Consider the following 23669-nt stretch of genomic DNA (forward strand, 5'->3'; position numbering starts at 1 on the left):
CGGTGGCCAGGGGGCGGGTGTTCGGGTTCCGCGGCGGGGGAGGCTGCGGGGCGGGGGTCACGGGGGGCTCCTGGGGTGGGCGGCGTCTGTCCATCTTGCCGCGTGCCGGTGGTGCTGGGCAGCCGGCGCCGTATCCCGGGGCGCCGCCCCGGGCCCCGCGCCTCAAACGCCGGCGGGGCTGGGTGTGCCTCGGCGGGGCTGGATGGGCCTCGGTGGGGCTGGGTGTGCCGCGGTCGGTGGGTGGGTGCGGGTTCAGGATCGGGGCTCCGCCCCGGACCCCGCGCCTCAAACGCCGGTGGGGCTGGATGTGCCCGGGTGGGGCTGGATGTGCCTCGGCGGGGCTGGGTGTGCCCCGGTGGGATCGGGGGCGTCGGTGACCAGCCAATACGGGGGTGGGTGGGGGCGCATCAACCGATCGGTTGACCCTCGGGTCAGCCGGTGGGGTCGGTGGCGGGAGCCGGTACGGGGACGGGGGCGCGGGGGGATGCGGGACAGGCTTGGAGCAGTGAAGGAGCCGGGCCGGTCAGCGCCGCCGGCACCGGCACACGCACATGCCACATGCAGTCGCACCCGCACTCGTCGTCGTTTGGTTGCGGCGTCCGACTCCGTCCGCAGTCGTTCTCAGGAGCAGCAGAGATGAACACCCGCACCCGCGTTCTCACCGGTACCGCCCTCGCCCTCGCGCTCGGCGCCGGGACCTTCGGAGCCGTCAGCGCCAGCGCCAGCGCCGCTCCGGCAGGTGCGCCGGCCGCCGCCTCCGCCAAGAAGGACGGCAACGCGAACGGCAAGAACTTCACCACCACGACCCACCTCACCATCGACGCCGCCTCCCGCGCCGCCCAAGCCGCGCTCGACGCCGCGCAGAAGGAGAACCAGAAGGTGACGGTCGCGGTCGTCGACCGCAACGGCAACACCATCGTCACCCTCCGCGGCGACGGCGCCGGCCCGCAGTCCTACGAGTCGGCCGAGCGCAAGGCCTTCACCGCCGTGTCCTGGAACGCCCCGACCTCGGTGCTCGTGGGCCGCCTCGCCCAGGCGCCGAACCTGAAGGACATCCCCGGCACCCTCTTCCTCGGCGGCGGCGTCCCGGTGCAGGCGGACGGCGCCCCGGTCGCGGGCATCGGCGTGGCCGGAGCCCCGAGCGGCGACCTGGACGAGAAGTTCGCCAAGGCGGGCGCCGACGAGCTCGCCAAGTAGTCCCCGGCCCCGGCCCGCACAGGCACATAAGATCGGGCGCGTGGAACAACGCGCGTTCTCCCGCCTGGCCGTCTCCGCCGCCGCCGCCCTGCTCGCCGTCACCACCGCGTGCACGGGCGGCACGGTGCAGGGGCGGCCCGGTGCGGCGGGGCTGCGCGATCCGTACTTCCCCAAGGCCGGCAACGGCGGCTACCAGGTCGATCACTACGCGCTGGACCTGGACTACGACCCTGCCGACGGGCAGTTGCAGGCCACGGCCGTCATCACGGCCCGTGCGGAGCAGGGACTCAGCTCCTTCAACCTCGACCTGAGCGGCCTGAAGGTCGAGGGCGTGAGCGTCCAAGGTGAGCCGGCCCGCCACAACCGGACCGGCAACGAGCTGACCGTGCGGCCCGCCGAGGACCTGAAGAAGGGCGAGGTCTTCCGCGTCGAGGTCGACTACGGCGGCAAGCCGATGACCATCGCGGACCGGGACGGCGCCAAGGAGGGCTGGATCCTCACCGAGGGCGGTCCGGCCGGCGGTCCGTCCGGCAGTCCGTCCGGCGGTCCGTCCCGCGGCGCGGTCGGCGTCGGCGAGCCGGTCGGCTCGATGGCCTGGTTCCCCGGCAACCACCACCCCAGCGACAAGGCCACGTACGACATCACGCTGACCGTCCCGAACGGCTACGAGGCCGTGTCGAACGGGGAGTTGCGCTCCCGCACCGACACCGGTGACGGGCGGACCGAGTTCGCCTGGCACAGCCCGGAGCCGATGGCGAGCTATCTCGCGACCGCGGTCGTGGGTCCGTACAAGGTGACGACGGGGAAGACGGCGTCGGGTGTCCCCGTCTACAACGCGGTGGCGCCGGGGGAGGCGGCCGCGAGCGCGGGCGCGCTCGCGCGGCTGCCGGAGATGATGGAGTGGGCCGGCGACCGGTTCGGGCCGTACCCGTTCACCACGACGGGGGCGATCGTGCTGCCGCAGGGGAGTCTGACCTACGCGCTGGAGACCCAGACCAGGCCCGTCTTCTCCGGTGCGCCCGTGGAGGAGGACCTGGTGGTGCACGAGCTCGCCCACCAGTGGTTCGGCAACTCGGTGTCGCCGAAGTCCTGGAAGGACATGTGGCTCAACGAGGGCTTCGCCACCTACGCGGAGTGGCTCTGGTCCGAAGACCGCGGCGGCCACACCGCCGAGGAGTACTTCCAGGCCTTCCTGACCGGCGACACGGACGTCGACGAGGAGGCGGACTCCGACTGGGGCGGATTCCCGCCCGCCGCCCCGCCGGGGGCCGAGTACATCTCGGGGTACCCGGTGTACTACCGCGGTGCGATGGTCCTGCACCGGATCCGCCAGGAGGTGGGCGATGCGGCGTTCTTCGCGCTGGTCCGCGGCTGGGCCGCCGACCACCGGCACGGGAACGCGAGTACGGCCGACTTCACCGCCTACGCGCAGGAGGAGACCGGGCACGACCTGAAGAAGGTCTGGGACGTCTGGCTGTACGGGAAGGGCCGCCCGCACTGAGGGCGCGATGGCTCCCGACCGGGACGGCCTACTGGTCCAGCGGCTGGTCCAGCGGCTTGCGCAGCACCGTGCAGTCGCGGCCCCGTTCGCGGTCCTTGGCCTGGCGCAGCGGGGCGTAGCCCTGGGACTGCCAGAAGGCGAGGGCCTTGGGGTTGTTGTCGAGTACGGCGATCCGTACTCCGGTGCGTCCGGCGGCGCGGAAGCGGTCCTCGACCAGGGCGGTCACGGCGCGGCCGTAGCCCACGCGGTGCGCGGTGGCGTCGATGAGCAGCAGGCCGATCCACGGGTCCGGGTCCTCGGAGGCCGGGTCCGGGTGACGGGCGAGGGTGGCGGCCATGCCGACGAGGCGGCCGGCGGAGCGGGCGAGGAGGACCTCGGCGCCGTCGTGGGCGAGTTCGTCGGCGAGGGAGGCCGCGACCTGTTCGACCGTGATGCGGTCCGGGTCGGGGAAGTCGCCGCTGAGTTCGAAGAACGCGTGGTTCGTCGCGTACAGGGCGGCGATCTCGGTCAGGACCGGGCCGGGCAGGGCGCCGTCCACGGGGACGAGCGGTTGGAGAATCACCTGGTCAACGGTAGCGAAGCCCCCTCCCGGAACGGCGAGAGGGGGCTTCCACCGCGGAATTTTCAGCCGCGGACGTCCGGGACGGCTCAGACGTTGACGCCGAAGTCCTGCGCGATGCCGGTGAGGCCGGAGGCGTAGCCCTGGCCGACCGCGCGGAACTTCCACTCGGCGCCGTTGCGGTAGAGCTCGCCGAAGACCATGGCGGTCTCGGTCGCCGCGTCCTCGGAGAGGTCGTAGCGGGCGATCTCGGCGCCGCCGGCCTGGTTCACGACGCGGATGTACGCGTTGCGGACCTGGCCGAAGTTCTGGCTGCGGGCCTCGGCGTCGTAGATGGAGACCGGGAAGACGATCTTGTCCACGTCGGCCGGCAGGCCGGCGAGGTTGACGTTGATGGCCTCGTCGTCGCCGGAGCCCTCGCCGGTGCGGTTGTCACCGGTGTGGACGATGGTCTGGTCCGGGGTGGACTTGTTGTTGAAGAAGACGAAGTGGCCGTCGGAGACGACCTTGCCCGTCGGGTTTACGGCGATGGCCGAGGCGTCGAGGTCGAAGTCGACGCCGGTCGTCGTCCGGACGTCCCAGCCGAGGCCGACCGTGACGGCAGCGAGGCCCGGGGCCTCCTTCGTGAGCGAGACGTTGCCGCCCTTGGACAGGCTGACAGCCATGGGAATGTCCCTTTCCTCATCCAACATGCACGTACAGGCGGTCAAACTACCGCTGACCCCTATAACGCGACGAGGGGCAGGCGGGTTCCCGGGGTAAATGCGGGTGACGGGGCGGGGAAGGGGACGGATCATAGGGGGCATGCCTGGTCCCTATGTCATCCGCGGTTCGGTCGTGCTCCCCGAGGGCGAGCTCGCCTGGCGCTTTTCGCGGTCCTCCGGGCCGGGCGGGCAGCACGTGAACACCTCGGACTCGCGCGTGGAGCTGCTGTTCGACCTGGGCGCGACGAAGGCGCTGCCCGAGGTGTGGAAGGAGCGGGCGTTGGAGCGGTTGGCGTCCCGCCTGGTGGACGGGGTGGTGACGGTACGGGCCTCCGAGCACCGGTCGCAGTTCCGCAACCGGGAGATGGCGCTGGTCCGGCTGGCCTCGCTGCTGGCGGAGACGACGGCTCCGCCGCCGAAGCCGCGGCGGGCGACGAAGATTCCGCGCGGGATCAACGAGCGGAGGCTGCGGGAGAAGAAGGCTCGGGCCGAGACGAAGCGGGGGCGCACCGGGCGGGACTGGTAGGACCGGGTCGGCCGGTGCGGCGCCGTCTCCCGGGGCTCCGCCCCGGGCCCCGCGCCTCAAACGCCGGCGGGGCTGGAGATCGGGGCTCCGCCCCGGGCCCCGCGCCTCAAACGCCGGCGGGGCTGGAGATCGGGGCTCCGCCCCGGGCCCCGCGCCTCAAACGCCGGCGGGGCTGGAGAACGGTGCTCCGCCCCGGGCCCCGCGCCTCAAACGCCGGCGGGGGTGCCCCGGCGGGGCTGGATGTGGGGGGAGCTACGCGCCCAAGTGGCGGTAGCGGCCGCGGAAGTGGGTCAGGGGCTGGGCGTTCGGGTCGGGTTGGGCGGCGGTCAGGACGCGGCCGATGACCAGGGTGTGGTCGCCCGCCTGGACGCGGTTCTCCGTACGGCATTCGAGGGTGGCCAGGGCGCCGCTCAGGAGCGGGGCGCCAGAGGCCTCGCCGCGTACGTACGCGACGTCCGCGAAGAGCAGCCGGTCGCTGATCCGGCCCTTCATCGCGAAGCGGCCCGCGACCTGGAGCTGGTGTTCGGAGAGGACCGAGACCGCCCACAGCGGCTGCTCGGCCAGCAGGTCGTCCATCCGGGAGCCCTCGCGCAGGCTCACCAGGACCAGGGGCGGGTCCAGGGACACGGACATGAAGGCGGTCGCCGTCATGCCGACGTCCTCGCCGCGCGGGCCGTCCGCCGTCAGGGGGGTCTCGTGTGCGGTGATCAGGCACACGCCGGCCGTCAGCCGGGACATGGCGGCCCGGAACTCGTCGTTGCTCACTCCCTCAGCATGGGGGTTCGGCCGGGGAGGGATCGGCGCGGGGCTCGGTAGGGGCGTCGGTACGGGCGTCTGTCCGGGGGTCGTCTTCGGCACGGTTGAACGCTAATCTCGCCCCGTCGCGCGGCACATCGGGCCCCGGTCCGAGTCGCGTCCCCGCCCCTTGGCCTAGGTCCGGGCGTATCGTTTGCTCTCGGGAAGGCAGGGGAGCGCTCCCAGCCGTCACCCGCCCCGTTGGGCTTCGCTATTCATCTCATGTGACTTAAGTCACACAGGGCAAGATTTGTTGACCCTGTGTACCTGCCGCACAGCTCACTGTGATTCAGTGGACGGGACACCGCAACGAAACGCCGATGACAAACCTGGAGTTGCTGTCGAGGTCTCGGGGAGAGCGAGCAATGGAGACCGAGTCGGAGCCGTACGTCCGTCTTGCGACCCTGCGGCAGCTGCACCGGGTGGTGGCCGAACTCAACACGGCCAGGAGCCTGGCGGACACTCTGCAGACCGTCGTGGACGGCATCGTCGTGGGCCTCGGCTACGAACTCGCCTGTGTCAACCTCGTACGCCCGGACGGTGATCTCGTCGTCGCCGCCTTCGCCGGCGACCCCGCCGCCGAGGCCCTCATCACCGGCCGCGTCGGCTCCCGCACCTCCTGGGAACGCCGCCTGGCGATGGGTGAGAACTGGGACGGGCTCCGCTTCATCCCGCACACCGAGGGCTGGGTCCTCATGGAGGACGACGTCCCGCAGTGGCACACCGAGGGCCCCGAACCGCGGTTCGAGGACGAGTGGCACCCCGAGGACCGGCTCTACGCCCCCATGTATGCGGCCGGCGGGGAACTTCTGGGTGTCATTTCGGTGGACAGGCCGCGCAATGGGCGCCGGCCCGGCGCCTGGGGCCGCGAAGCGCTGCAGATGTACGCCTTCCAGGCGGCGATTGCGATCAGCAATGCCAGGCTCCGAGCGAACATGCAGCGCGCCCTCGTCCGGCTGGAGCGCGAGCAGCAGGCGCTGCGCGCCAGTGAAGAGTCGTTCCGGCAGGCCTTCGAGTACGCGCCCAGCGGCATGGCCATCGCCGAGATGGGCGGCGACCAGCACGGGCGGCTGCTGCGGACCAACGACGCGCTGTGCCGGCTGCTGGGCCGCCCGGCCTCCGTCCTGCGCCGCTACTCCTTCTCCGACCTGGTGCATCCCGAGGACATCGGGACGCTGCTGCGGACCTCCGCCGAGGGCGGGCGCGCCGAGCTGCGCCTGGGCCGCCGCGACGGCACGTATGTATGGGTCTCGCTGCGCAACTCCGTCGTGGCGGACGCCGCCGACGGGCCGCGGTTCCTGCTCACGCACGTCGAGGACATCGAGGAGCGCAAGCGGCACGAGCTCCAGCTCGCCCACCGCGCCAGCCACGACTCTCTGACCGGGCTGCCCAACAGCGCCGAGCTGCGCTCGCGGCTCGGGGCGCGGCTGTGCCGCAGGCCGCAGTCCGTACGCGCCACCGCGGTCGAGGCCCTGGACGCGGCCTTCGAGGGGCGTGAGGGCCACGCGGTGTACGGCGGGCACGAAGTGCGGGTCGGGCCGGGGGCGGGTGGTGCCGGCGAGCACGGCTTTCAGTCCGACGGTTCCGACCCGCGGCCCGGCACCGGCACCGGGACCGGGGCCGGAGCCGGGGGCGACCCCTTCGCCTTCCCGGGGGTGCCGGCGGCCCGCACGGACGGCCCGTACGACCACCACGTGCACACCGTGGCGCCCGCGACCGACATCGACGACGGGACGAAGGGCCTCGCGGTGCTCTTCTGCGACCTCGACGGCTTCAAGTCGATCAACGACCGGTTCGGGCACCACACGGGTGACGCGGTCCTGATCGAGGTGGCCCGGCGGCTCACGACGGGTGTCAGGGACGGTGACACCGTCGCCCGGCTGGGTGGTGACGAATTCGTCGTCCTTGCCGACGGACTGGGCGCCGCGGACGCCGCCGACCTCGCAGTCCGGCTGCGCAACGCGATCATCCCGCCGATCCGGGTGGACGGCCGCGCGGTGCGTGTCGGGGCCAGTTTCGGCATCGGCTGGGCCAGCTGCGGCATGTCGGCCGACGAGGTCCTGCGCTCGGCCGACCAGCGGATGTACATCGAGAAGAGGTCCCGCTCCAAGGCGCACCGCCGGGCCGGCTGAGGTGATCGGACGCCCGTGGGCGCACGTGTTCGGGGTAGGCTCCCGGGGGTCGAAAGGAGTGACCTGCGATGACGACGCCCGCGAACAACGGCCCGCACGGTGGGGCGAACAAGCCCGAGGACGATGATCCGTTCGGCTATCTCTACGCGGACGGCCAGGCCGCCGGAGCCACCCCGCCCGGTCAGGGCGGTGGATACGGCTACCCGGGGCCCGCCGCAGGCGGTCCTTCCGGTGCGCAGCCCGGAGTTCCCCGTACCTCCCACCACCAGGTGCGCACGGTCGGTGAGCGCAGGAACGGCGCCGGCCAGCGCGGCCAGGTGCCCGCGCAGCAGCCGCCCTACCAGGCCCAGTACCAGGCCCCCGAGGCGCTCCAGGCGGGCGGCTACGGCGTTCCGCCGCAGCAGCAGTCCCCCCAGGCCCACACCCAGCAGATCGCCTCGCACAGCGGCGGCCACGGCAGCAGCGGCGGCCACGGCAGCGGCCACGGCGGCGGTTCCAGCCGCAAGGGCCTGCTCATCGCGGCCGTCGCGGTGGTCGGCGCGGTCGTGATCGGCATCGGCGCCGCCCTGGCCTTCGGCGGAGACGGCAAGGACAAGGACGCCAACGCCAACGCCGGCCAGAACCAGACGGCGCCCTCGCAGAACGCCTCGTCGCCGCCCCCGAGCGGCAGCCCGAAGCCGTCCGAGGCCCCGCTGCCGAAGGCCGACTTCGCCGGCGCGGGCATGTCCCTCACGGGCGGCGCCGCCTTGGAGGCCCTCGTGCCGGGCGCCAAGAGCGCGGGCGGCCAGTACGTGGGCGGCCTCAACCAGCTCGGCGCGGCGGCCACCTGGTCGCTGGAGGTCCCCAAGGCGGGCAAGTACAAGCTGAAGATGACCTACGGGGTGCCGGGCAAGGACGCCAACACCACGCTGACCGTCAACGGCGAGGCGCAGACCCGGCCGATCAACATGAAGAACTTCTCCAAGGCCGCCGAGGGCGACTGGGCCAAGGGCTGGACCAACACCTACTCGCTGGTGGACCTCAAGCAGGGCGCCAACACGATCAGGATCTCGTGCGAGGCGGGCAACCAGTGCGACGTGAAGCTCGACCAGCTCTGGCTGGAACAGGGCTGAGCCCGGCGCCGCCCCGGCCCCCCGGGCCGGGTACGAACTAGCCCGCCGTCGTCGTCGTGACCTTCACCGACCCCCGTACCTCCTCGTAGGTGCGGGGGTCGAACTCTCCCGCCGCCGGGGCGAGCACCGTGGCCGCCGAGAGGGCGACCGCGCGGGCCAGCCGCTCGGGCCAGTCCAGGCCCTCCGTCAGGGCCGACAGCAGGCCGGCCACCGCGGAGTCGCCGGCTCCGGTGGGGTTGCCGGACAGGGTGCGCGGCGGGGCCGCCTGCCAGGTGCCCTCGGGGGTGGCGGCCAGCAGGCCCTCCGGGCCGAGCGAGGTCACCACCGCGTGGGCGCCCCGGCGGCGGGCGTCGCGGGTGGCGGGGAGCGGCTCGCGGGATCCGGTCAGCTCGGCCAGCTCGGCGGCGTTCGGCTTGATGATCTCGGGGCGGGCGGCGACCCCGCGGTGCAGGGCCTCGCCGCTGGTGTCCAGGAGGACCGGGACCCCGGCCGCCCGGGCGGCCCGTACGAGTACCGCGTACGCGCCCACCGGGACGCCCGGCGGGAGGCTGCCGCACAGGGCCACCGCGCCCGCGCCGGCCAGCAGGGACTCGTACCGGTCGAGGAACCGGGTCCACTCCGCGGGAGTGATCAGCGGGCCCGGCTCGTTGAACTGGGTGGTGTCGCCGGAGGCCTCGTCGACCACGGCCAGCGTGCGCCGCGTGCTGCCCGCACAGGGCACCAGCGCGTCCACGACCTCCGGGGACCGCTGCGCCAGCAGCTCCCGTACGAGGGCGCCCGCCGGGCCGCCGGCGAAGCCGGTCGCCGTCACCTCGTGGCCGAGCGCGGCCAGCACCCGGGCCACGTTGATCCCCTTGCCGCCGGGCCGCTCGGCGACGGCGGAGACCCGGTGCGAGGCGTGCGGGAGCAGCCGCGGCACACGGTAGGTGACGTCGAGCGCGGTGTTGAGCGTCACGGTCAGGATCATGAAGGGCACTCCCGGGGTTGTGGCTGCCGGGATCATGCCAAACGTAGGGCGGTCGGCCCAGTCCTGCGGGCCGACCGCCCCGTCCGTACAGTCGCTTGGCCGTCAGGAAGCGGACCGCGCGACGGGGCTGACGACCCATTCGCCGCGCCGCATGACGCCCTTGAGGCCGAAGTCGCCGTCCAGGACGACGAGGTCCGCGTACTTGCCGGGCTCCAGCGAGCCGATCTCGTCGTACAGGCCGATCAGCTTGGCCGGGTTGGCGGAGATCGCCTGGACCACGGACTCCACCGGCAGCCTGTCGACCGTCACCGACCGCTTGAAGGCGGTGTCCAGGGTCAGCGTCGAGCCGGCGATGGAGCCGCCCTCCACGAGCCGGGCCACGCCCTCCTTGACCTCGACCTCCAGCGGGCCCAGGTGGTAGGTCCCGTCGCCGAAGCCGGCCGCGTCCATGGCGTCGGTGATCAGCGCCACCCGGTGCGCGCCCGCGTGGTGGAAGGCCAGCTCCAGGGCGGCCGGGTGCAGGTGGGTCCCGTCGTTGATGAGCTCGACGGTGATCCGCTCGTCCTCCAGCAGGGCCGCGATCGGGCCCGGTGCGCGGTGGGCCAGTCCCGGCATCGCGTTGAAGAGGTGGGTGGCCACGGTCGCGCCCGCGTCGATGGCCGCGCGCGTCTGCTCGTACGTCGCGTCCGTGTGCCCGATCGCCGCGATGACCCCGTGCTCGGCCAGCAGCCGTACGGAGTCCAGGCCGCCCGGGAGTTCGGTGGCGAGGGTGAACATGCGGGCGGCGCCGTGGGCGGCGTCGATGAGCTTGCGGACCTCGGCCGGGTCGGGGTCGCGGAGCAGGTCCTCCTTGTGCGCGCCCTTGCGGCAGGCGTTGATGAACGGCCCCTCGAAGTGGATGCCCGCGATCTCGCCCTGCTGCGTCAGCTCGGCGAGCAGTCCGGCCCGCCGGGCCAGCCCGTCCAGGTCCCCGGTGACGGTGGAGGCGACCAGGGTGGTGGTCCCGTGCTCGCGGTGGGTCCGTACGCCCTTGAGGACCTCCTCGGCGGTCCCGGAGGTGAAGGAGGCGCCGCCGCCTCCGTGGTTGTGCATGTCCACGAAGCCGGGGACGACCCAGTGCCCGGACAGGTCGACGACCTGCGCGCCCTCCCGGGCGCTGCCGGCGATCCGGCTGCCGTCGACGATGACCCGGCCGTTCGCGACGGTCCCGGTGGGCAGCACCACCCTGGCGCCGGAGAGAACAGTGCTGTGCGCGCTTCCGCTTCCGGACATCAGGCAGGTACCTCCGTGGCGAGTAGGTCCCAGGCGAGCAGCCCTGCGCCCAGGCATCCGGCGGTGTCCCCGAGGGCCGCCGGCACGATGTGGGGGAGCCGCTGGAACGTCACGCGCTCCTCCACGGCCGTCCGTAGTGGTGTGAACAAGGTTTCCCCCGCCTCGGCGAGCCCGCCACCGATGATCAGCGTGCGCGGGTCCAGCAGGGTGATCGCGGTGACCAGACCGTCGGCGAGCGCCCCAACGGCGGCCAGCCACACCTCGCGGGCGCGCGCGTCGCCGGACTCGACGGCCTTGGCGCAGTCGGCGGCGTCGGCTTCGGGGTCGCCGGAGGCCGCCGCCCAGGCGCGGCTGACGGCGGAGGCGGAGGCGAGGGTCTCCAGGCAGCCGTACTGGCCGCAGCCGCAGGCGGGGCCGCCGGGACGTACCACGATGTGGCCGATCTCGCCCGCGTAGCCGTGGGCCCCGGCCTCGATGCGGCCGGCGATGCCGATGGCTCCGGCGATGCCGGTGCCGAGCGGGACGAAGAGGAAGCGGTCGGCCTCCCGGCCGGCGCCGATGCGGCCTTCGGCGAGTCCGCCCGTCCGCACGTCGTGGCCGAGGGCCACCGGGATGCCGCCGAGGCGTGCGCTGAGGAGCCGGCGCATCGGTACGTCGCGCCAGCCCAGGTTCGCCGCGTAGACGGCGAACCCGTTCTCGGCGTCGACGATGCCGGGGACGGCGACCCCGGCGGCCGAGGCGGCCTGCCCGAAGCGCTCCCGGCCGGTGTCGCGCAGCTCGGCGGCGAAGTCCAGGATCGTCTCGACGACGGCGTCGGGGCCCCGCTCGCGGCCGGTGGCGCGGCGCGCTTCGTGCAGCAGGGTGCCGTCGGCGGCGACCAGGGCGGCCTTCATCCCGGTGCCGCCCACATCGAGGGCGATGACGTGTTTCACGGGTTTCACAGGGGACAGTCTCGCGTGCTCGGCGGGGAAAGGTCTAGTCCATTGAGGGGGATTGTTGAGCTGCCATACAAAACGGGGCCCGAGGGGGATCCCGGATGTGGAACAGCTGCCAAAGTGGTGTAGACCTTACGTGGATCGTACGTACAACAAGGGGTGGAACGAGAACTGTGAAGCGCCGTTACCTGCCGGGCCTGGCCGCCTCCTGCGCCGCGCTGAGCCTGACCGCGACGCTGACGGGCTGCGGCGCCGTCGGCGGACTCACCGGGAACAACGAGGTGACCCTGCGGGTCGTGGCGGCCGACTACGGGGACAATCCGCAGAACTCCTCGCAGACGTACTGGAAGGCCCTCGCCGACGACTTCGAGAAGGACAACCCCGGCGTGAACGTCGAGGTCAGCGTCTACTCCTGGTCGGAGGTCGACGCCAAGGTCGCCGAGATGGTCAAAGCCGGCAAGGCCCCCGACATCGCGCAGATCGGCGCCTACGCCGACTACGCGGAGGCGGGCAAGCTCTACACGGCGGACGAGCTGCTCTCCGTCAAGACCGAGGCCGACTTCCTCGGGCCGCTCGCCGACGCGGGCAAGGTCAAGCGGGTCCAGTACGGGCTGCCCTTCGTGGCCAGCACCCGGCTGCTCTTCTACAACGAGAAGCTGCTGACCGACGCCGGGGTCATCCCGAAGGACTCCAAGGCCGGCTGGCAGCCCAAGAGCTGGGCGGAGCTGGAGGCGGCCGCCAAGAAGCTCAAGGCCGCCGGAGTCCCGACCCCCTTCGCGCTGCCGCTGGGCCGCGAGGAGGCGCAGGCCGAGACGATGATGTGGCTGCTGGCGGGCGGTGGCGGCTACACCGACAACGAGGAGCAGTACGCCATCGACTCCGCCGAGAACGTCAAGACGCTGGAGTTCCTGCGCGACAAGATGGTCGGACAGGGGCTGACGGGGCCGGTCGAACCGGCGAAGCTCGACCGGCAGGCCGCCTTCGACGCCTTCACGCGGGGCGAGGTCGGCATGCTCAACGGGCACCCGACGCTGCTCAAGCAGGCGGCCGGGAAGGGCGTCAAGTTCGGCATGGTGACCATGCCGACCGCCGACGGCACCGAGCACTCGGCGATGGGCGTCGCGGACTGGGTGATGGCCTTCAAGAACGGCCACCGGACCGAGGCCGGGAAGTTCCTGGACCGCCTGTACGAGGCGAAGAACGTGACCGCCTTCACCAACACGTACGACCTGCTGCCGGCGACGACCAGCGGCTACCGGGCGATGGCGAACGGTACGGCGGGCTCCGCGCCGCAGCTGAAGACCTTCCTGGACGCGCTGCCGACCTCGAAGCTGTACCCGGTGGGCAAGAAGTCCTGGGCGGGCGTCAGCGAGGACATCAAGCGGAACATCGGCACGAGCGTGCAGCCGGGCGGGCAGCCGGCGAAGGTACTGGAGAACATCGCGACGGCGGCGCGGGCGGCGGAGCCGCGGTGACGCGGAGCCGCGGTGACGCGGTGGCTGTGGGGGGCTGTCAGGGGTCGGCGTTAATCTGGCGGTATGACGGACGAGGGGCAGCTGACGGCCACGGAGGCCGCGGTGCTCGCGTACGAGGCACGCACCTGGCCCGGGCCCGGGGCCAAGGAGCGGGCGATACGGGAAGGGCTGGGGATGACCCCGGTCCGCTACTACCAGCTGCTCAACGTGCTGATGGACGACCCGCGCGCGCTCGCCCACGCGCCGGGCACGGTGAACCGGCTGCGGCGCATCCGCGCGGCCCAGCGGGCCAGGCGGTAGCGGCACCGTAGCCGTCCTCGGGCGGGGCCGTTAGGGTCGTCCGTATGGGGAGCCATCCGAACGACCGAGACCTGCCGACGCCCGTCACCGCAGCCGGACGCGAGGGACTCGAAGCCCTGCTCCGTGCACCGCGCCGATCCGTGATCGCCCTGGACTTCGACGGCACCCTCGCCGAGATCGTCCCGGACCCGGACCAGGCCCGAGCCCACGCCGGGGCCGTTCCCGCCCTTTCGGCACTCGCCCCCGAGGTGGCGTCGGTGGCGGTGATCACCGGCCGGCCGGCCGGGGTCGCCGTCCGCTACGGGGGCTTCGCCGGGGTCCCCGGACTGGAACACCTGGTGGTCCTCGGCCACTACGGGGCCGAGCGGTGGGACGCCGTCACCGGGATCGTCCACGCCCCCGCCGAGCACCCCGGGGTGGCGGCGGTACGGGCGGAGCTGCCGGGCTTCCTGGAGTCGATCGGGGCCTGGCGCGGCACGTGGATCGAGGAGAAGGGCCGGGCCCTGGCCGTCCACACCCGCCGGGCGGCCGACCCGGCGGCGGCCTTCGCCGCCCTGCGGGAACCGCTGGCCGAGCTGGCGGCGCGGCACGGGCTGATGGTCGAGCCGGGGCGGGCCGTGCTGGAACTGCGTCCCCCCGGCGTGGACAAGGGGGTCGCCCTGACGGAGTTCCTGGCGGAGACCGACGCGGAGGCGGTGCTGTACGCCGGGGACGACCTGGGCGACCTCGCCGCGTATGCGGCGGTCGAGAAGCGGCGCGCCGACGGCCTGCCGGGGCTGCTGGTGTGCAGCGGCTCGGCGGAGGTCCCGGAGCTGTCCTCCCGCGCCGACCTCACCCTCCCGGGCCCCGCCGAGGTGGTCAACTTCCTGTCCACCCTGGCCACGGCCCTCCGCGCCTAACCCCCGGGGCGGGGCCCCGGGGGCGGGCCGCAGGTCAGGGGCGGAGGTCGGAAAGTTGGGCTGTGAACCACTGGGACGGGGGGAGGGCGGTGGCGGCGGCAGCCAACCGCTTCGTACGCTCCGCCCGCTCCCCCACCGGCATGGACAGCGCCGCGTGCAACGCCTCCGCGGTTTCCGTCACGTCGTACGGATTCACCGTCAGCGCGTCCTCGCGGAGCTCCCCGTACGCCCCCGCCCCCGTCGACAGCACCAGCGCACACCCGGCCTCCGACACCACCGGGATCTCCTTCGCCACCAGGTTCATCCCGTCCCGCACCGGGTTGACCAGCGCCACGTCCGCCATCCGGTACGCCGCCAGCGAGCGCGCGAAGTCGTCCTTCACCGACACCAGCACCGGCTGCCAGTCCTCCGTGCCGAATTCCGCGTTCACGGCCGCCGCCAGCTCCCGCACCGAATCCGTGTAGTCCCGGTACACCTTCAGGTCCTGCCGGGACGGATAGGCCGAGGCCAGGTGCACCACCCGCCCGTGCCACTCCGGGTGGACCGTCAGCAGCTCCCGGTAGGCCAGCAGGCCCCTCAGGACGTTCTTCGACAGCTCGGTCCGGTCCACGCGGACGATCGTCTTGCAGTCGCCGACCTCCGCCCGGAGTTCCGCCAGCTTGTCGTCCACCTCCGGCCGGTGCGCCAGCGCCCGCAGTTCGTCGCCGTCCACTCCCAGCGCGTACACGGCCACGTCCGTCCGCTTGTGCCGCACCGGGCCCGACGGGGCCTTGCTGATGTACCGTTCGCCGCCCGTCCCCGCCGGGAACGCCGGCTCGGCGACACCCCGCGCGTCGTCCAGGTGCGCCGCGCTCATGAACGCATCCGCCCACGCCCAGGTGTGGAAGCCCACCACGTCCGCCCCGAGCATCCCCCACACCAGCTCCGACCGGATGTCGTCCGGCAGCATCTGCAGGAACTCCCGCGACGCCCACGGCGTGTGCGTGAAGTGCCCGATCCGCAGGTCCGGCCGCAGCTCGCGCAGAGCGCCCGGCACCAGCGCCAGGTGGTAGTCCTGCACCAGGACGCACGCTCCCTGCGCCGCCTCCTCGGCCAGGGCCTGCGCGAAGGCCCGGTTGTACTCCACGTAGGAGGCCCACCGCCGCCGGAACTCCGCGTCGAAGACCGGCTCGCGCGGGATCTCGTACAGGTGGTGGTGGGTGAACCACAGCACCGAGTTCGCGATGCCGTTGTAGGCGTCGTCGTAGACCGTGGGATCGATGTCCAGCATGCGGACCCCTGGCTCGGCGACCCCACGGCGGACCGCCTCCCGGTCCGCGTCCGAGAGGGCCGCGCAGATCCACAGCGCCTCCGGCTGTTCCGCGAGGGCCGCGGAGAGGCCGGAGACGAGGCCGCCCCCGCCGCGCCGGGCACCGAGCGTGCCGTCGGCGGCGAGGGAGTAGGAGAGCGGGCCGCGGTTCGCTGCAACGAGTACCTGAGAAGCCATGCGGCCAACCTAGCCCGGCCCGCGCTTCCTCAAACGTCAGTACGTAACGGGCGTCGCCGTTACGCCACGCGCCGCAGGGCGTACTCCTTGACGCCCAGCATCGGCGGCCGCTCCTCGGTGTCCACCGGGTACGTGCGCGGCACGAACCCCTCGGGACCCCGCTCGAACTGCGTCAGCTCCGGCCGTACGAGGTGCCCGCGCGCGAGCCGCACCTGGGCGGTCCGGTAGATCGCCGCGGCCATCCGGCCCAGCGCCTGCCCGTCCTGATGGCGGTGGACCCGTACGCCCACGTCCACCTGGGCCAGCGCGTCCAGCCCGACCGTGTGCAGCGCGTCGACCAGCAGGCCCAGCTCGACGCCGTACCCGACGGGGAAGGGCAGACGTTCCAGCAGCGAGCGCCTTACGGCGTACTCGCCGCCCAGCGGCTGCACGAAACCGGCCAGCTGCGGCCAGTGGAGGTTGAGGAGGGGGCGGGCCACCAGCTCCGTGACCCGGCCGCCCTGGCCGGGGGCGTCGCCGAGCGGGCGGTCGTACATCGCCTTGACGAACTGCACCTCGGGGTCGGTCAGCAGCGGCCCCACGATCCCGGAGACGAAGGAGGCCGAGAAGTCCCGCAGGTCGGCGTCGACGAAGCAGACGATCTCCCCGGTGGCCACCAGCAGGGAGCGCCACAGCACCTCGCCCTTGCCGGGCAGCGCCGGGATCCGCGGCAGTATGTCGTCGCGGTGCACCACGCGGGCGCCGGCCTTCGCCGCCACCTCCGCCGTAGCGTCGCCGGAGCCCGAGTCGATCACGATCAGCTCGTCCACCAGGGGGACCGGCAGGCCCTCGATCAGCTCACGCCGGATCACCTCGACGATCGCGCCGACGGTCGCCTCCTCGTCGAGCGCGGGCAGTACCACGCTGACCGTGGTCCCAGCTGCCCGTTTCCGTTCCAGCAGCTGGTCGAGCGGTCGGTCGGCGGCGGCCCAGGAGCGGCAGGCCAGCCAGCGCTCCACCTCTTCCAGCACGTTCAGACTCCCTGCACCTTGGTTGGCCTGCCACTTGGTCGGTTTGACCGAAAAAGTGATCCATCTCGCGGTTCGGACGGCTGTCTCAACCACCCGGCCCTTCGGTTACAGTCTTGAACAACGCGAGGGACCACCGCATGCCGGGGGTCCTCGTGCACAAACGCCCGGGCGCGCCATAGAGCGTGTCGCCCGGTGCCATACCGCTCATCCAGAGGGGCAGAGGGACACGGCCCGTTGAAGCCCCGGCAACCCTCCAGTCGGTTCTCGCGATGCGTCTTGGACGCACCCCCGCGAGGTCCCCGGCTAGGGAAGGTGCCAATTCCGTCTCATGGCGAAGTGCGCCATGGGGAAGATGAGGAGAAAGGGCCTCGCCATCATGGCTGCACAGACTGTCGCCACCTCTGTTGATCTCGGACCCGCCACGGGCCTCTCCTGTCGCGAGTGCGGCACCCGCTTCGAGCTCGGTCCCCTCTTCGCGTGCGCCGAGTGTTTCGGACCGCTGGAAGTCGCCTACGACCTCCCGACCGGCGACCCCGAAGCGCTGCGCGCCGCGATCGAAGCCGGCCCGAACAACATCTGGCGCTACGCGCCGCTGCTGCCCGTCCCCGCGGACGTGGCCTCCAAGCCCAGCCTGAACCCCGGCTTCACCAAGCTCGTGGACGCGCAGAACCTGGCCAAGGAGCTGGGCGTCACCGGCAAGCTCTACGTCAAGGACGACTCCGGCAACCCGACGCACTCCTTCAAGGACCGCGTCGTGGCCATCGCCGTCGAGGCCGCCCGCGCCTTCGGCTTCACCACCCTGTCCTGCTCCTCCACCGGCAACCTGGCCGGCGCCGTCGGCGCCGCGGCCGCCCGCGCCGGTTTCCGCTCCTGCGTGTTCATCCCGCACGACCTGGAGCAGGGCAAGGTCGTCATGGCCGGTGTCTACGGTGGCGACCTGGTCGGCATCGAGGGCAACTACGACGACGTGAACCGTTTCTGCTCCGAGCTCATCGGTGACCCGCTGGGCGAGGGCTGGGGCTTCGTCAACGTCAACCTGCGCCCGTACTACGGCGAGGGCTCCAAGACCCTCGCGTACGAGATCTGCGAGCAGCTCGGCTGGCAGCTGCCCGACCAGATCGTCATCCCGATCGCGTCCGGCTCCCAGCTGACGAAGATCGACAAGGGTCTGCAGGAGCTCGTCAAGCTCGGCCTCGTCGAGGACAAGCCGTACAAGATCTTCGGCGCCCAGGCCGAGGGCTGCTCCCCGGTGTCCACCGCCTTCAAGGCCGGCCACGACGTGGTCCGCCCGCAGAAGCCGAACACCATCGCCAAGTCGCTGGCCATCGGCAACCCGGCGGACGGCCCGTACGTCCTGGACATCGCGCGCCGCACCGGCGGCTTCGTCGAGGACGTCACCGACGAGCAGGTCGTCGAGGCCATCAACATCCTCGCGCAGACCGAGGGCATCTTCGCCGAGACCGCGGGCGGCGTGACCGTCGGCGTCACGAAGAAGCTCATCGACAACGGCCAGCTCGACCCGACGCTGACCACCGTCATCCTGAACACCGGTGACGGCCTCAAGACCCTGGAGGCGGTGGCCGCGGACAGCGGGCAGACCGCCACCATCCGCCCGAGCCTGGACGCGTTCCGCGCCGCCGGCCTGGTCTAGTTCCCCCCGCACCGGAAAGGCAGTAGCGCCCATGAGCGTCAACGTCCGCATCCCCACCATCCTGCGCACCTACACCGGCGGCCAGGCCGAGGTGCCCGCCGAGGGAGCGACCCTGGCCGAGGTCATCGAGTCGCTGGAGAAGAACCACCCGGGCATCGCCGCCCGTGTCCTGGACGACCAGGGCAAGCTGCGCCGCTTCGTCAACGTGTACGTCAACGACGACGACGTGCGCTTTGAAGGCGGTCTCGAGGCGGTGACGCCGGACGGCGCCGGCGTCTCGATCATTCCGGCGGTCGCGGGCGGCTGCTGAACACCTTCCAGGTGACACGCGCAAACCAGAATTGCCCCCTCCGCTAAAAGCGGAGGGGGCAATTCTGCTTGATTGGGCGCGGTAGAGTTGGGGAAGTCCCCTCCGCTGTTCTTGCCCGCCGCATATGTACGGGCCTCGTGAGGGTCGACATCGGGTCAATGTGCAAGCGCGGTATGGGGCTTTGGCGAGATATGCCGGGCCCGAGTTGCCCTGGACTATGCCAAATTTTCACTTTATTTCAATGTATCTGGGTGTCCAGATTTCTCGTCGGATTGACCTGTTGCACACAGCACCCGCGCAGATACATTCAGCCTCGGTCGACGCGTTCCGACGCAAGTTCTGACCCGGGACCGCGAAGTGCGTTCCTGCGCAAGGGCCAGTAATAGGGGAGTTAGGCATGGCTCAGGGCACCGTCAAGTGGTTCAACGCGGAGAAGGGCTACGGCTTCATCGCGGTCGACGGTGGTGCGGATGTGTTCGTCCACTACAGCGCCATCCAGATGGACGGGTACCGCACCCTTGAAGAGGGTCAGCGGGTCGAGTTCGAGATCTCGCAGGGCCAGAAGGGTCCGCAGGCGGACATGGTCAAGCTCGCCATCGGCTAGTCCCTGGCGCGATCGACCGCCGACGCGTACGTACGAGGGGTCCACATCCTGGTCACAGGGTGTGGGCCCCTCGCGCGTCATCCGGTCTGTTCACGGGGGTCTTCGCTCAAGCCGCTTGCACTCGCGGGGGTCGAGTGCTAATCATTGGCGTTAGCACTCTCCAGGTGAGAGTGCTACTGAAACGAGGACCGGGTCGGTGAGGCCCGCGGGGTCCGGCGGGAAGGAACCGCCGGGCACGCAGGCCGTCCGTCGCGGGCGCGGGCGCGGTCCTGGGAGCAATCCACCGCTGTCCGGGAGGACCACTTCAGATGGCCAAGATCATTGCGTTCAACGAGGAGGCCCGGCGCGGTCTCGAGCGTGGGATGAACCAGCTCGCCGATGCCGTCAAGGTCACCCTTGGCCCCAAGGGTCGCAACGTCGTCCTTGAGAAGAAGTGGGGCGCGCCCACGATCACCAACGATGGTGTCTCCATCGCCAAGGAGATCGAGCTCGAGGACCCGTACGAGAAGATCGGCGCCGAGCTGGTCAAGGAAGTCGCCAAGAAGACGGACGACGTCGCCGGCGACGGTACGACCACCGCCACCGTGCTCGCCCAGGCGCTCGTCCGCGAGGGCCTGCGCAACGTGGCCGCCGGCGCCAACCCGATGGCCCTCAAGCGCGGCATCGAGAAGGCCGTCGAGGCCGTCTCCGGCGCCCTGCTGGAGCAGGCGAAGGATGTCGAGACCAAGGAGCAGATCGCTTCCACGGCCTCCATCTCCGCCGCCGACACCCAGATCGGCGAGCTCATCGCCGAGGCCATGGACAAGGTCGGCAAGGAAGGCGTCATCACGGTCGAGGAGTCCCAGACCTTCGGTCTGGAGCTCGAGCTCACCGAGGGCATGCGCTTCGACAAGGGCTACATCTCGGCGTACTTCGCCACCGACATGGAGCGTATGGAGTCGTCCCTCGACGACCCGTACATCCTGATCGTCAACTCCAAGATCGGCTCGGTCAAGGACCTGCTGCCGCTCCTGGAGAAGGTCATGCAGTCCGGCAAGCCGCTGCTGATCATCGCCGAGGACGTCGAGGGCGAGGCCCTGTCGACCCTGGTCGTCAACAAGATCCGCGGCACCTTCAAGTCCGTTGCCGTCAAGGCCCCGGGCTTCGGCGACCGCCGCAAGGCCATGCTCGGCGACATCGCCATCCTCACCGGTGGCACGGTCATCTCCGAGGAGGTCGGCCTCAAGCTCGAGAACGCCGGTCTCGACCTGCTCGGCCGCGCCCGCAAGGTCGTCATCACCAAGGACGAGACCACGATCGTCGACGGTGCCGGTGACAGCGACCAGGTCCAGGGTCGCGTCAACCAGATCCGCGCCGAGATCGAGAACTCCGACTCGGACTACGACCGCGAGAAGCTCCAGGAGCGCCTCGCGAAGCTGGCCGGCGGCGTGGCCGTCATCAAGGCCGGTGCCGCGACCGAGGTCGAGCTCAAGGAGCGCAAGCACCGCATCGAGGACGCCGTTCGCAACGCGAAGGCGGCCGTCGAGGAGGGCATCGTCGCCGGTGGCGGCGTGGCCCTGCTCCAGGCCTCCTCGGTCTTCGAGAAGCTCGACCTGTCGGGTGACGAGGCGACCGGCGCCAACGCCGTGAAGCTCGCCCTGGAGGCCCCGCTGAAGCAGATCGCCATCAACGGTGGTCTCGAGGGTGGCGTCGTGGTCGAGAAGGTGCGCAACCTGCAGATCGGCTGGGGCCTGAACGCCGCGACCGGTGAGTACGTCGACATGATCGCCGAGGGCATCATCGACCCGGCGAAGGTCACGCGCTCCGCGCTGCAGAACGCCGCGTCGATCGCCGCGCTGTTCCTGACGACCGAGGCCGTCATCGCCGACAAGCCCGAGAAGGCCGGCGCCGGCGCCCCGGGCGGCATGCCGGGCGGTGACATGGACTTCTGATCCTCCGCGGCTCCGGCCGCCGGTTGATCGGCTGTTCTCGAACGAGGGCGGCACTCCCTGCGGGGGTGCCGCCCTCGGGCGTTTTCAGAACGAGGTGTCGAGCGAGCAGTCGAACGGCTCGGGGACGTGCAGGGCCTCGCCGAACGACACCGTCTTCCGGGAGCGGTAGCCGTGCGGTGAGGGGCCGGAGAAGCACGTGATCTCCGACTCCTGCATGTCGACCACCAGATAGACGGGGACGAGCAGGCCGTACACGTCGAGCTTCTCGTGCCAGTCAGCATCCTTCGTGGAGACGGAGGTGAACTCGCCGACCAGCGAAAGGGCCGCCCCGTCCGCATGACGGCCGTCCGCGTCGAAGGCGGATTCGTCCGCGACGAAGAGATCCGGCCCGTAAGCACGATTGGCTGCCGGGAACTGGAAGAGGAACGGTGAGGTCTCGACGATGTGGCCGTCCGGTGCGTTGGCCTCCAGTTGTCGACGCAGAGCTCGCATGGGGCGGACGTAGCGCAGCTTGGACCACGGTGACACGACGATCTTCCCCCGGATGAGCTCGGCCTTGAAGCCGTCTGGCGTGTTCATCTCCTCGACGGTGCGCAGGAGGCTCTCGAACGTCGGTGGCGCCGACAGCGCGTCCATGGGTGTGGCCCGCTCGATCATGGTGGTCACCGTCGTTTCCTCCGCATGGCGTGCTGTGCTGAGCCTGTGTCTCACTTCAGGCTAGTGGCGCGGTGACCGCCGTGCCCGGTCCTCGGGACGGGCCGCCGCCGGTCGGGCGATTCTGGTTGACTCGGGGCATGAGCGAAAGCAGCGCCCCCTTCGTCAAGATCTGCGGTCTGCGGACCGTCCGTGACGTCGAGGTGGCCGTGGCGGCCGGGGCCGATGCCGTCGGGTTCGTCTTCGCGCCCGGCAGTCCGCGTACGGTCGACGCCGCCACCGCGCGGGAGCTGGCCGCGCGCGTGCCGGACGGGGTGCTCACCGTAGGGGTGTTCCGCGGGCAGTCGGTCGAGGACGTGCGCCGGTTCGCCGAGGAGAGCGGCGTACGGGGCGTGCAGCTGCACGGCGAGGAGGGCCCGGAGGACTTCGCGGCGCTGCGCGCCGAGGGCCGGACGCTGCTGCGGGCCACCGCCGAGCACGTGCGGCGCTGCGGGGAGTACGGGGAGGACCTGCTCCTGCTCGACGCGCCCGACCCGGGCTCCGGCAAGCCGTGGAACTGGGGGGCGGCGGACTTCACCGCGCCCGAGGGGCCGTGGCTGCTGGCCGGCGGGCTGAACCCGGGCAATGTGAAGCAGGCCCTCGCGGCCACCGGGGCGTGGGGCGTGGACGTGTCCAGCGGGGTGGAACGGGAGCGCGGAGTGAAGTCGCCGGAGCTGATCCGCGCCTTCGCCGAGGCGGCGCGCGGAGGGTTCTCGTCAGGCCGGAAGTAGGGGCCAACGGCGGCCGGGACGGGCCTTCGGGCCCTTTGTCCACGGAACGAGGGCGGCACCACCCCCTGCGATCCTGCGAGGGGTGCCGCCCTCGGGCGTTTCAGGCGGCGGGGCGTGCGATGAAGGTGACCTCTTCGTGGTCTTCACCCAAGGCGATGTTCAGCGAGGCGTCCAAGGCGCGCGCGAGTCGGTGGAGCAGGGGCAGCGTGGGCACGGCATCGGCCCCCTCCACCCGGGAGATCTTCGCCTGGGTGAGCCCGGCGCGCTCGGCCAGCTGAGCCTGGGACAGCCCCAGCGCCTTGCGGCGGTCGTACACGGCTTTGGCGAACGCCATCGCCAGCCGGATCTCCGCCCGCTCGGCCTCGACCTCGGCGGACTCCGTGTAGTCCGCGGTGGCTTTCTTCTCCCGGGCCAGCTTCCAGCGGGTGTGGTTCATGACGCGTTCCCTTCCTCGCCGCGGCTGTATGTGGTGTGGGCCGGGCCATGCTCTTTCTCGCACAACCTGCGTGCTGCCACCGCCCGGCTCACTTGGTCCGGCTCGTTCATCCGGGTCTTCCGGAAGACAGTGAGCAGCACGGCCCTGCGTCCTGGAGCAAACCAGTACGTGATCCGGGTGGCCACGCCGTCGAGCGTGGGTCGCAGCTCGTACACCGTTCCTACTCAGTGAGCAGGAGTGAGTCTTGGACCCATTCCTGGTCGCTGCGGGCATCCCGAACGGTTTTGGATGTCCTGGTCTCCCGCGTTCGCTCCGCGTCCGGCGGCACGCATCGTGTGCGTGGTCCGGGGATGCGGGGGCGGGGTTCCTCACGCCTAAGGGTGCCCGGTCGGGCCTGGACGTTCCGATGCCCGCGACGATCGCTCTGGTCGTCGTGGGGCGGT

24 protein-coding genes, 1 pseudogene and 1 riboswitch are annotated in these 23669 nt (G+C 71.5%); of the genes and pseudogenes, 13 read left to right on the forward strand and 12 right to left on the reverse strand.

What is annotated here, in order from left to right:
• The first annotated feature begins 636 nt into the window (after positions 1 to 636).
• A complete protein-coding gene (locus tag J7E94_RS07305) occupies positions 637 to 1197 on the forward strand; it encodes a heme-binding protein (RefSeq protein WP_215013407.1) in 561 nt (186 codons plus the stop codon).
• Positions 1198 to 1237: 40 nt separating this feature from the next.
• Complete coding sequence (locus J7E94_RS07310) at positions 1238 to 2698, forward strand: M1 family metallopeptidase (RefSeq protein WP_215013408.1); 1461 nt, start codon at positions 1238 to 1240, stop codon at positions 2696 to 2698.
• A gap of 28 nt (positions 2699 to 2726) precedes the next feature.
• Here J7E94_RS07310 and J7E94_RS07315 read toward each other — a convergent pair whose 3' ends face one another.
• Positions 2727 to 3260 (reverse strand): GNAT family N-acetyltransferase, encoded by a 534-nt coding sequence (locus J7E94_RS07315; RefSeq protein WP_215013409.1) that lies wholly within the window; start codon positions 3258 to 3260, stop codon positions 2727 to 2729.
• 86 nt (positions 3261 to 3346) lie between these two features.
• Positions 3347 to 3922 carry a TerD family protein gene (locus J7E94_RS07320; protein ID WP_215013410.1) on the reverse strand — a complete coding sequence of 192 codons (576 nt, stop codon included), beginning with the start codon at positions 3920 to 3922 and terminating at the stop codon, positions 3347 to 3349.
• 139 nt (positions 3923 to 4061) lie between these two features.
• Here J7E94_RS07320 and arfB point away from each other — a divergent pair, with 139 nt between their 5' ends.
• Entirely contained in the window at positions 4062 to 4487 is a 426-nt protein-coding gene (gene arfB / locus J7E94_RS07325) for an alternative ribosome rescue aminoacyl-tRNA hydrolase ArfB (protein ID WP_215013411.1), read from the forward strand.
• 252 nt (positions 4488 to 4739) lie between these two features.
• Here the strand turns inward: arfB and J7E94_RS07330 are convergent, their stop codons facing one another.
• Positions 4740 to 5225: a flavin reductase family protein gene (locus J7E94_RS07330; RefSeq protein ID WP_251056275.1), complete on the reverse strand. Its 486-nt coding sequence runs from the start codon at positions 5223 to 5225 to the stop codon at positions 4740 to 4742.
• Positions 5226 to 5647: 422 nt separating this feature from the next.
• Here J7E94_RS07330 and cdgB point away from each other — a divergent pair, with 422 nt between their 5' ends.
• Complete coding sequence (cdgB, locus tag J7E94_RS07335; RefSeq protein ID WP_215013415.1) at positions 5648 to 7414, forward strand: diguanylate cyclase CdgB; 1767 nt, start codon at positions 5648 to 5650, stop codon at positions 7412 to 7414.
• A gap of 68 nt (positions 7415 to 7482) precedes the next feature.
• Positions 7483 to 8526 (forward strand): CBM35 domain-containing protein, encoded by a 1044-nt coding sequence (locus J7E94_RS07340; RefSeq protein ID WP_215013417.1) that lies wholly within the window; start codon positions 7483 to 7485, stop codon positions 8524 to 8526.
• Positions 8527 to 8563: 37 nt separating this feature from the next.
• On the opposite strand, the gene J7E94_RS07345 is transcribed toward J7E94_RS07340, so the two are convergent.
• From J7E94_RS07345 to J7E94_RS07355, 3 genes are all read right to left on the reverse strand, one after another.
• Entirely contained in the window at positions 8564 to 9493 is a 930-nt protein-coding gene (locus J7E94_RS07345) for a 1-phosphofructokinase family hexose kinase (protein ID WP_215013419.1), read from the reverse strand.
• A 102-nt stretch (positions 9494 to 9595) separates the two neighbouring features.
• Positions 9596 to 10765, reverse strand: a complete 1170-nt coding sequence (nagA, locus tag J7E94_RS07350) for an N-acetylglucosamine-6-phosphate deacetylase (RefSeq protein WP_215013421.1) — start codon at positions 10763 to 10765, stop codon at positions 9596 to 9598.
• Positions 10765 to 11697 carry an ROK family protein gene (locus J7E94_RS07355; RefSeq protein WP_215013436.1) on the reverse strand — a complete coding sequence of 311 codons (933 nt, stop codon included), beginning with the start codon at positions 11695 to 11697 and terminating at the stop codon, positions 10765 to 10767. Before J7E94_RS07355 ends, nagA begins: the two co-directional genes overlap by 1 nt.
• A 176-nt stretch (positions 11698 to 11873) precedes the next feature.
• Between J7E94_RS07355 and J7E94_RS07360 the strand changes: the two genes are divergently transcribed.
• The 3 genes from J7E94_RS07360 to otsB all read left to right on the forward strand — a co-directional run bounded on the left by J7E94_RS07360 (position 11874) and on the right by otsB (position 14374).
• Positions 11874 to 13175 carry an extracellular solute-binding protein gene (locus tag J7E94_RS07360; protein ID WP_308344674.1) on the forward strand — a complete coding sequence of 434 codons (1302 nt, stop codon included), beginning with the start codon at positions 11874 to 11876 and terminating at the stop codon, positions 13173 to 13175.
• 63 nt (positions 13176 to 13238) lie between these two features.
• Positions 13239 to 13475, forward strand: coding sequence for a DUF3263 domain-containing protein (locus J7E94_RS07365; protein ID WP_215013423.1), 237 nt, complete (start codon positions 13239 to 13241; stop codon positions 13473 to 13475).
• A gap of 44 nt (positions 13476 to 13519) precedes the next feature.
• Positions 13520 to 14374, forward strand: a complete 855-nt coding sequence (gene otsB, locus J7E94_RS07370) for a trehalose-phosphatase (RefSeq protein WP_215013424.1) — start codon at positions 13520 to 13522, stop codon at positions 14372 to 14374.
• Between the two features lie 34 nt (positions 14375 to 14408).
• Here the strand turns inward: otsB and J7E94_RS07375 are convergent, their stop codons facing one another.
• Both J7E94_RS07375 and J7E94_RS07380 read right to left on the reverse strand, forming a co-directional pair.
• A complete protein-coding gene (locus J7E94_RS07375) occupies positions 14409 to 15860 on the reverse strand; it encodes a trehalose-6-phosphate synthase (protein ID WP_215013425.1) in 1452 nt (483 codons plus the stop codon).
• 59 nt (positions 15861 to 15919) lie between these two features.
• Positions 15920 to 16870, reverse strand: coding sequence for a glucosyl-3-phosphoglycerate synthase (locus J7E94_RS07380; RefSeq protein WP_215013426.1), 951 nt, complete (start codon positions 16868 to 16870; stop codon positions 15920 to 15922).
• Positions 16871 to 17071: 201 nt separating this feature from the next.
• Positions 17072 to 17229, forward strand: a riboswitch (SAM riboswitch).
• A gap of 17 nt (positions 17230 to 17246) precedes the next feature.
• Between J7E94_RS07380 and thrC the strand changes: the two genes are divergently transcribed.
• From thrC to groL, 4 genes are all read left to right on the forward strand, one after another.
• On the forward strand, positions 17247 to 18521 hold the full coding sequence (thrC, locus tag J7E94_RS07385; RefSeq protein WP_251056272.1) for a threonine synthase: 1275 nt from the start codon (positions 17247 to 17249) through the stop codon (positions 18519 to 18521).
• Between the two features lie 31 nt (positions 18522 to 18552).
• Entirely contained in the window at positions 18553 to 18831 is a 279-nt protein-coding gene (locus tag J7E94_RS07390; RefSeq protein WP_030027575.1) for a MoaD/ThiS family protein, read from the forward strand.
• Positions 18832 to 19228: 397 nt separating this feature from the next.
• Positions 19229 to 19435, forward strand: a complete 207-nt coding sequence (locus tag J7E94_RS07395) for a cold-shock protein (RefSeq protein ID WP_189949539.1) — start codon at positions 19229 to 19231, stop codon at positions 19433 to 19435.
• A 308-nt stretch (positions 19436 to 19743) separates the two neighbouring features.
• Positions 19744 to 21366, forward strand: coding sequence for a chaperonin GroEL (gene groL, locus J7E94_RS07400; RefSeq protein ID WP_215013430.1), 1623 nt, complete (start codon positions 19744 to 19746; stop codon positions 21364 to 21366).
• Between the two features lie 84 nt (positions 21367 to 21450).
• Here the strand turns inward: groL and J7E94_RS07405 are convergent, their stop codons facing one another.
• A complete protein-coding gene (locus J7E94_RS07405; protein ID WP_215013437.1) occupies positions 21451 to 22023 on the reverse strand; it encodes a Uma2 family endonuclease in 573 nt (190 codons plus the stop codon).
• 137 nt (positions 22024 to 22160) lie between these two features.
• Between J7E94_RS07405 and J7E94_RS07410 the strand changes: the two genes are divergently transcribed.
• Entirely contained in the window at positions 22161 to 22790 is a 630-nt protein-coding gene (locus J7E94_RS07410; RefSeq protein ID WP_215013432.1) for a phosphoribosylanthranilate isomerase, read from the forward strand.
• 100 nt (positions 22791 to 22890) lie between these two features.
• On the opposite strand, the gene J7E94_RS07415 is transcribed toward J7E94_RS07410, so the two are convergent.
• From J7E94_RS07415 to J7E94_RS34250, 3 genes and pseudogenes are all read right to left on the reverse strand, one after another.
• Positions 22891 to 23226, reverse strand: coding sequence for a helix-turn-helix domain-containing protein (locus tag J7E94_RS07415; protein ID WP_215013434.1), 336 nt, complete (start codon positions 23224 to 23226; stop codon positions 22891 to 22893).
• Positions 23223 to 23441, reverse strand: a complete 219-nt coding sequence (locus J7E94_RS07420) for a type II toxin-antitoxin system RelE/ParE family toxin (protein ID WP_215013435.1) — start codon at positions 23439 to 23441, stop codon at positions 23223 to 23225. Before J7E94_RS07420 ends, J7E94_RS07415 begins: the two co-directional genes overlap by 4 nt.
• 5 nt (positions 23442 to 23446) lie before the next feature.
• Positions 23447 to 23669: pseudogene (locus J7E94_RS34250) on the reverse strand (IS200/IS605 family accessory protein TnpB-related protein); the annotation flags it as partial.

The sequence above is a fragment of the Streptomyces sp. ISL-94 genome, assembly GCF_018614075.1.
In the GTDB taxonomy this organism is placed as follows: domain Bacteria; phylum Actinomycetota; class Actinomycetes; order Streptomycetales; family Streptomycetaceae; genus Streptomyces.

Excerpts from the sequence above, each read along its gene's own strand:
- J7E94_RS07415 (WP_215013434.1), bottom strand. The coding sequence starts at position 23,226 with ATGAACCACACCCGCTGGAAGCTGGCCCGGGAGAAGAAAGCCACCGCG.
- J7E94_RS07375 (WP_215013425.1), bottom strand. The coding sequence starts at position 15,860 with ATGGCTTCTCAGGTACTCGTTGCAGCGAACCGCGGCCCGCTCTCCTAC.
- groL (WP_215013430.1), top strand. The coding sequence starts at position 19,744 with ATGGCCAAGATCATTGCGTTCAACGAGGAGGCCCGGCGCGGTCTCGAG.
- J7E94_RS07395 (WP_189949539.1), top strand. The coding sequence starts at position 19,229 with ATGGCTCAGGGCACCGTCAAGTGGTTCAACGCGGAGAAGGGCTACGGC.
- J7E94_RS07305 (WP_215013407.1), top strand. The coding sequence starts at position 637 with ATGAACACCCGCACCCGCGTTCTCACCGGTACCGCCCTCGCCCTCGCG.
- cdgB (WP_215013415.1), top strand. The coding sequence starts at position 5,648 with ATGGAGACCGAGTCGGAGCCGTACGTCCGTCTTGCGACCCTGCGGCAG.
- J7E94_RS07320 (WP_215013410.1), bottom strand. The coding sequence starts at position 3,922 with ATGGCTGTCAGCCTGTCCAAGGGCGGCAACGTCTCGCTCACGAAGGAG.
- nagA (WP_215013421.1), bottom strand. The coding sequence starts at position 10,765 with ATGTCCGGAAGCGGAAGCGCGCACAGCACTGTTCTCTCCGGCGCCAGG.
- J7E94_RS07345 (WP_215013419.1), bottom strand. The coding sequence starts at position 9,493 with ATGATCCTGACCGTGACGCTCAACACCGCGCTCGACGTCACCTACCGT.
- J7E94_RS07410 (WP_215013432.1), top strand. The coding sequence starts at position 22,161 with ATGAGCGAAAGCAGCGCCCCCTTCGTCAAGATCTGCGGTCTGCGGACC.
- arfB (WP_215013411.1), top strand. The coding sequence starts at position 4,062 with ATGCCTGGTCCCTATGTCATCCGCGGTTCGGTCGTGCTCCCCGAGGGC.
- J7E94_RS07365 (WP_215013423.1), top strand. The coding sequence starts at position 13,239 with ATGACGGACGAGGGGCAGCTGACGGCCACGGAGGCCGCGGTGCTCGCG.
- thrC (WP_251056272.1), top strand. The coding sequence starts at position 17,247 with ATGGCTGCACAGACTGTCGCCACCTCTGTTGATCTCGGACCCGCCACG.
- J7E94_RS07340 (WP_215013417.1), top strand. The coding sequence starts at position 7,483 with ATGACGACGCCCGCGAACAACGGCCCGCACGGTGGGGCGAACAAGCCC.
- J7E94_RS07390 (WP_030027575.1), top strand. The coding sequence starts at position 18,553 with ATGAGCGTCAACGTCCGCATCCCCACCATCCTGCGCACCTACACCGGC.
- J7E94_RS07330 (WP_251056275.1), bottom strand. The coding sequence starts at position 5,225 with ATGTCCCGGCTGACGGCCGGCGTGTGCCTGATCACCGCACACGAGACC.
- J7E94_RS07405 (WP_215013437.1), bottom strand. The coding sequence starts at position 22,023 with ATGATCGAGCGGGCCACACCCATGGACGCGCTGTCGGCGCCACCGACG.
- otsB (WP_215013424.1), top strand. The coding sequence starts at position 13,520 with ATGGGGAGCCATCCGAACGACCGAGACCTGCCGACGCCCGTCACCGCA.